This window comes from Streptococcus mitis SK1080, from assembly GCF_000220085.1.
GTDB classification, from domain to species: domain Bacteria; phylum Bacillota; class Bacilli; order Lactobacillales; family Streptococcaceae; genus Streptococcus; species Streptococcus mitis_K.
Genome location: NZ_AFQV01000009.1, coordinates 38,901 through 45,868, shown reverse-complemented (window position 1 = coordinate 45,868; position 6,968 = coordinate 38,901). Strand labels below are relative to the sequence as shown.

Here is a 6,968-nt window from a genome sequence, read left to right as displayed (position 1 = left end):
CTAGGAAGCTAGCCGCAGGTTGCTCAAAGCACTGCTTTGAGGTTGCAGATAAAGCTGACGTGATTTGAAGAGATTTTCGAAGAGTATAAAATTTTGTTTTATTTAATTATATATATTTGTGTAAACTTAAAAGCCCGATGTTTCCATCAAGCTTTTTTTTATCCATGTACACGTTTCATATAGTCTTGGTAACTTTCGGTATCCATGAGTTGTTTAGCGTTCTTGACGCGGTCTGCTGTTGGAGGTTTGACCCCTTCGAGGGAATATGGAATTCCCAATTCACGCCATTTAAACTCACCCATAGTATGATAAGGTAGAATTTCAAACTTATCAACATTTTTGAGGGTCTTGACGAACTTCCCAAGTTCAATCAAGTCATCATCTCTATCTGTCAATCCTGGAACTAGCACGTGGCGAATCCAGACAGGTTTTCCAATATCTGATAGATACTGGGCACAAGCCAAGATATTTTTATTGGTTTGGCTAGTAACAATCTTGTGCTGTTCTTCGTTGATTTCCTTGATATCCAAGAGGACCAAGTCAGTGACAGCCATGAGTTTGTCAAACTTTTCAAGGTAACGTGGTTTATTACGGAAAGGCAGTGCACAGGTATCCAAGGTACAGTGGATTCCTTGTTCCTTGGCCTTGGTAAAGAGGGCAATCAAGAAATCAATCTGCAAGAGGGCTTCTCCTCCACTGACTGTAATCCCCCCCTTATTTCCCCAGAAACCGCGGTAGCGCAAGGCTTCCGTCAAGACATCATCTACCGTCCGTTCACGTGACTTATTGGACTCCATAGCCCAAGTGTCCGGGTTGTGGCAATACTGGCAACGCATGTGACAGCCCTGCAAAAAGACAATAAAGCGAATACCAGGCCCATCTACTGACCCAAAGCTTTCTGTCGAATGCACCATTCCTGTCACTTGTCCATAATCAATTGTTTCTTCAGACATATCGTTACCTTCCTTGAAAACGTTTTATAGTTTTATTATATCACGACTTGAAGGAAAAACAAGATTTTTGCCTATTTTTTAGAAAGCAATCTGTTTTTCAATTTTATTTTCAATTAATTATCATTTTATTCTTCAAAATCAAAGCCATACAAGGTTGCAAAGTAGTCCTCAGGGCGCTCTGCACGGCGGATTTGACGGGCTTTTCCTTCTTCGGTATAGAGGATTTCCGCAGAACGAAGTTTGGCGTTGTACTGGTAGCCCATTGAAAAACCGTGAGCACCTGTATCATGAATTACCAGCAAATCACCGATTTCTGTATGAGGCAGTTCGCGATTTACTGCAAATTTATCATTGTTTTCGCAGAGTGAGCCGACCACATCTACCACTTCAGCTAGTCCATCTGGATGGGTCACGTTAGTAATGTGATGATAAGCTCCGTACATAGCTGGGCGCATAAGGTTGACTGCTGATGCATCCACACCGAGATAGGTACGGTAGGTTTCCTTCTTATGAGTCACTCTTGTGACCAAAGCACCGTGAGGGGCTAGCATAAAGCGACCCAATTCGGTGAAAATCTTGACCTGACCAAGACCTGCTGGCGTAAGAACCTCTTCATAAACCTTACGAACTCCCTCACCAATCAAGGCAATATCATTTGGCTCCTGGTCTGGACGATAGTTGACACCAATACCGCCAGAAAGATTGATAAAGTCTAGCGAAATGCCCAACTTTTCCTTGATTTCAACAGCCAATTCAAAAAGCTGACTCGCCAACTCTGGATAATAGAGATGGGTGACGGTATTGGACGCTAGGAAGGAGTGAATCCCAAAAGTCTTAGCTCCTTTTTGCTTCAAGATAGCAAAAGCTTCAAAGAGCTGGTCCTTGGTCATGCCAAACTTGGCTTCTCCAGGATTGTCCATAATGTCTGTCCCTAGTTCAAAAACACCGCCAGGATTATAACGACAAGAGATAATTTCTGGAATGCCTGCTGCACGCTCTAGATGTTCAATATCTTCAAAGGCATCCAAGTTAATGGTCGCACCCAATTCACGCGCATAGGCATATTCCTTATCTGGCGTGTTGTTTGAAGAGAACATAATCTCAGAACCAGGGAAATTCAGTTTATGACTCATCAAAAGTTCTACATAACTAGAGCAGTCCACACCGCAACCTTCCTCTTGGAGAATTTTTAAAATAGCTGGTGTTGGAGTAGCCTTAACTGCAAAATATTCCTTAAAGCCCTTGTTCCACGAAAAGGCTTGGTTGACGGCTCTTGCCTTCTCACGAATCCCCTTCTCATCATACAAGTGAAAGGGAGTCGGAAACTCAGCAACAATCGTTTCTAAGTCTTCTTTATTGATAAATGGTGTTTTCATAAGTTTCCTTCTATTCTATTTGCAAAGAAAGGCTGGGACAATCGTTCCAACCTTTAGTTCTATCTCTTATTTATCTTCGTCAAAGATATTACCAACCTCAACATCGATGGCTTGGTTCTTGACATCAATATTGGTTACCTTCAAGAGTGACTTGTAATCAAACTGCTTTTCACGTTCTTCTTGGGCATTATCCGCAAAGACTGCTACACCTGCCAATTCTGAATCAAACTCGCGCAAGAGACTAATCATCCCATTGACCGTTCCGCCACCTTTCAAGAAGTCATCCACAATCAAGACACGGCTGCCTGCCTTGAGACTGCGTTTTGAAAGGAACATTTTTTCAATGCGGTCACCACTTGAACCTGAAACATAGTTGACACTAACCGTTGAACCTTCGGTAATTTTCAAGTCACGGCGCACAATAACAAAAGGAACATTGAGGACATTGGCAACTGCATTTGCAAGTGGAACACCCTTAGTCGCTACTGTCATAACCGCATCAATTTTTTGGTCCATAAAGCTCTTGGCAATAATGCGACCAATATTTTTCAAGATAGCTGGTGTGCTAAGTAAATCGGACAGATAGATGTAACCACCTGGCAAGATACGGTCACTTTCTGACAACTTGGCACGCAAGTCTTCAACCATTTCCTTAGCATCCTGATTCGAAATAGACGGTGTAAAGATAACACCTCCGCCAGCCCCAGTTACTGTCTGGATATGACCGATTTCAATTTCCTCAAAGGCGCGTTTGATAATCACGATATCTTCTGAGATGGATGATTTAGCAGATTCATACTTTTCAGCAAAAGTATTGAGACTAGTTAGTTTATAAGGATTATTAATCAAATAGTTGGAAATGACAACCATCCGATCACTTCTTCTTAATTTCATTTCTATTTCCTATTCCATTTTTATTCAAAAAATCAAAAAGCAAACTGGAAAGCTGGTCGCTGGTGGTTCAAAACACTGTTTTGAGATTGTCGATAGAACTGACAAATCCTGTAATATACCTGCATATATACATACGACAAGGCGATACTACCCTAGTTTGAAGAGATTTTCGAAGAGTATTCATTTTTGTCTTTTACTTATTATACCATATTCACATAAAAAACGAACATTCTTGTCCTAAAAAATGCTCATTTTTCTTAAATTATTAATCTAAATCTGGTTTATAGAAGGAACGATTGTCCATAGCGAAGATTTTATTGGTCATCTCTCCCTTATCCACCAAAGCCAGAGCTGTTGACATCATCATCATGCTAGCATCCAGATTGTCAATCATATGGATAATCTCTGCTTCCATAATGCGTGGACGGACTGGGCTTCCATACTCAAGTAAGCCGTGGTGACTGAGGATGACGTGACGAAGCAGAACGACTTCTTCCTTGGTATCATCAATACCAAGTTCCATAACTGTTTTAGTAATTTCGCTATCAATTAGAGCAATATGCCCAAGGAGATTGCCTCTGACTGTGTACTCGGTCTGGTCTGGTCCCGTCAACTCGATAACTTTGGCCAAGTCATGCAGCATAATCCCCGCATAGAGCAGGCTCTTATTGAGCTGAGGATAGACTTCGCTAATGGCATCTGCCAAACGCACCATGGTCGCCGTATGATAGGCCAAACCCGTTTCAAAGGCATGGTGATTAGTCTTGGCAGCGGGATAGGAGTAAAATTCCTTATCATACTTGGTGTAGAGCTTTCGGACAATCCGTTGCCAAACAGGATTTTCAATTTTGAAAATCATTTGCGACATGTAGTCACGGATTTCCTTGACATCAACTGGTGACTTGACCTTGAAATCAGCTGGATCATTGGGTTCGCCAGCTTGAGGCAAGCGTAGGGTGATTTGATTGACCTGTGGAGTGTTGTTATAAACTTCTCGGCGCCCTTTCATGTGAACAACCTTACCTGCTGTAAAGGCCTCAACATTATGAGGTTGGGCATCCCAGAGTTTCCCTTCAATCTCGCCACTATCATCTTGGAAGGTAAAGGCTAGGTAGTTTTTCCCAGCTCGAGTTTGCCTCAGGTCAGCTGATTTGATTAGATAAAAGCCTTCAAACAGCTCATCTTTTTTCATGTGACTAATCTTCATATTCTTCCTCATTTTCTTGGAAATGGAGTAGATCAAGCGCAGGCTCACCTTCTGATAATTCAATGTGACGGAGCGTTCGCTCGATAGCTGTAGTGCGACGGTTTAATAATTCATCAATATTGCCAGAGGCATGTTGGAGGTGTTTTTGTGCCTTAACCAAAATCCCACCAAACTTGCCAAACTCGGTCTTGACACTGGCAAGAGTCTTGCTGATATGGTCGGCACTCTTTTGGATATTGAGAGTCTTGAAGCCAACCGATAGGGAATTGAGGAGGGCTGATAGGGTACTTGGACCTGCGACAATAATCTGCTCCTCCCGTCTCAAGTCATCAAAGAAGACCGGATTGCGGACGATTTCTGAGTAGAGACCTTCTGTCGGAACAAACAGAACTCCAAAATTGGTCGTCCGAGGCGGTGCTATGTACTTGCTCTTGATATCCTTGGCAAAGCGCTTGACGCTTGCTAGGAGTGACTTGCGACAGCGTTCAATCTCATCCTTGTCACCCACTTCATAGGCTTCTTCCAAGCGGTAATAATCAGCCAGTGGAAACTTAGAGTCAATTGGTAGATAGACGTATTCCTGGTCGCCTTGTCCAGGTAACTTGATGGCATACTCCACTCGTTCACTGGAGTTTTCAACCGTTGCGTATTCTCGTTCATACTGGGCAGGTGTCATAATGTCTTCGATGATTTGCCCCAGTTGCAATTCACCCAGAATTCCTCGTGTTTTGGTGCCAGAGAGAACTTTGTTAAGAGCTCCAACATCACGGGCAACTGTCTGCATTTCTCCAAGACCACGATTGACCGACTCTAGTTGCTTGGAAACTGTCTCAAAGGAAGCCTGCAAGCGTGTCTGCAAGGTCTTTTCCAACTTTTCCTCGACCGTTTGGCGCATTTGTTCCAAACGTTGCTCATTGGATTCCTGCAAGGCTTGGAGACGTTGGTCAGTCTTGTCTCTGGTTTGGAGGAGACTATCTGTCATTTCTTGACGGACTTGAGTCAGACCTTGGTGCAATTCGATTCGCACTTCCTGCAAACGGTCGCTGACAGCCACTTCCAAATCTTTTTGATCCAACTGGCTGGCTTGTCTGGCTTGTTCAAAACGGTAATCCAACTGGTCTGACAAGTGATCTGCCTGATCCTCCAAGCTCTTGCTGAGATGTTTTTCCTGCTTATCCTGCCTCTGCCAAATCAGAAAGAGTCCAGCTAGGTTGGCAATCAATAATAGAACAAGTAAACTTTCCATTCTACCTCCTGTCCTTGCTATGCAGTACAACCACATAGCCATCTGGGCAAGTCACCGACACTTCCCTATCTATATATTCGTTAGAAGCGTACACTTTTTTAAAGAAAAAATTTTCCTCTGTCAACTCATACTTGGCTCCGAGAATGGTCAGCTGGCTATCCCGAACCGGCATAAAAGCTAGATAGTCGTAGTCTGAACGGGGTTCTAGCTGACTGGTCCCTTCTGGACAATAGGCAATCAAATTTTGCTCATCTTCAATCTCTATTTGACGCATATAGGGAGCCAACTTGGGATTGCTAGGTAGAAAGACGTTAGCCAGCATATGATCAATACGACCACCCAAGGCACCGAAAATAGTGACCTCAGCCTGAGGATTGTTCTCAAAAATAGTCAAGAGAGCCAATTCCAGATCTGTATCATCCTTTTCTGGTCGGGCTTGAACAAAATGCTGGGCACATTTTTGAATCACCTGTCGCTCTTCTTCGGTCACAGAATCAAAATCTCCGACTGCTAGATCTAGAGGAAGTTTTTCCTCTAAAATCCAGAGCGAGCCTCGATCTACACCGACAAAGCAATCAAAGTCCGTCCGATAGTGACCGCGGTCTCCGCCTGCAAAAACAGCAACCCTAGTCCAGTTGTTTTCTGAGAGTTTGTACTCGCTCATTGACATCTCCCTTAAAGACATAGGAACCTGCTACAAAAACGGTCGCACCAGCTTCTTTAGCCTGAGCAATAGTTTGGTTATCAATCCCGCCATCCACTTCGATTTCAAAGTTCAAGCCTTTTTCATCACGAAGAGCAACCAACTCACGAACCTTATCCATTGTTTCTGGCAGAAAGGCTTGCCCACCAAAGCCTGGGTTAACTGTCATGACTAGGACTTGGTCAACTAGATGAAGCACATGCTTAATCGCTTCAACTGGCGTACCAGGGTTAATGACAACCGAAGGCTTAACTCCGAGTGAACGAATTTTTTGGAGGGCACCATGAATATGAGGCGTTGCTTCCACATGGATACTGATGATATCCGCACCTGCACGCGCAAAGTCTTCTAAATGATGCTCTGGGTTTGACACCATCAAGTGGCAATCGAAAACCATCTTACTATGAGGACGAAGACTCTCGACCACACCCGCACCAAAACTGATTTGTGGCACAAAGTGCCCATCCATGATATCGATATGGGCATATTCTGCACCAGTTGCTTCTAGACGTTTGATTTCGCGTTCAAAGTTGGCATAATCTGCTGCCAGAATTGACGGAGCAATCTTGTATTGAGACATAGGTTTCTC

7 protein-coding genes are annotated in these 6,968 nt (G+C 43.5%); all 7 read right to left on the bottom strand.

Annotated elements, in window-relative coordinates:
* Positions 1-158 precede the first annotated feature (158 nt).
* The 7 genes from pflA to rpe all read right to left on the bottom strand — a co-directional run bounded on the left by pflA (position 159) and on the right by rpe (position 6,959).
* Positions 159-953, bottom strand: coding sequence for a pyruvate formate-lyase-activating protein (gene pflA, locus HMPREF9957_RS04925; protein WP_001288289.1), 795 nt, complete (start codon positions 951-953; stop codon positions 159-161).
* 125 nt (positions 954-1,078) lie between these two features.
* Positions 1,079-2,329 carry a diaminopimelate decarboxylase gene (locus tag HMPREF9957_RS04920; RefSeq protein ID WP_000856504.1) on the bottom strand — a complete coding sequence of 417 codons (1,251 nt, stop codon included), beginning with the start codon at positions 2,327-2,329 and terminating at the stop codon, positions 1,079-1,081.
* Positions 2,330-2,395: 66 nt separating this feature from the next.
* On the bottom strand, positions 2,396-3,223 hold the full coding sequence (gene purR, locus HMPREF9957_RS04915; RefSeq protein ID WP_004242125.1) for a pur operon repressor: 828 nt from the start codon (positions 3,221-3,223) through the stop codon (positions 2,396-2,398).
* A 265-nt stretch (positions 3,224-3,488) separates the two neighbouring features.
* Positions 3,489-4,430, bottom strand: coding sequence for a 3'-5' exoribonuclease YhaM family protein (locus tag HMPREF9957_RS04910; protein WP_000703193.1), 942 nt, complete (start codon positions 4,428-4,430; stop codon positions 3,489-3,491).
* Positions 4,420-5,676: a DNA recombination protein RmuC gene (locus tag HMPREF9957_RS04905; RefSeq protein WP_000444775.1), complete on the bottom strand. Its 1,257-nt coding sequence runs from the start codon at positions 5,674-5,676 to the stop codon at positions 4,420-4,422. Before HMPREF9957_RS04905 ends, HMPREF9957_RS04910 begins: the two co-directional genes overlap by 11 nt.
* Before the next feature lies 1 nt (position 5,677).
* Complete coding sequence (locus HMPREF9957_RS04900) at positions 5,678-6,340, bottom strand: thiamine diphosphokinase (protein WP_000006124.1); 663 nt, start codon at positions 6,338-6,340, stop codon at positions 5,678-5,680.
* Positions 6,303-6,959 (bottom strand): ribulose-phosphate 3-epimerase, encoded by a 657-nt coding sequence (gene rpe, locus HMPREF9957_RS04895; protein WP_000085014.1) that lies wholly within the window; start codon positions 6,957-6,959, stop codon positions 6,303-6,305. The genes HMPREF9957_RS04900 and rpe overlap by 38 nt, the downstream gene beginning before the upstream one ends.
* Between the last annotated feature and the right edge of the window lie 9 nt (positions 6,960-6,968).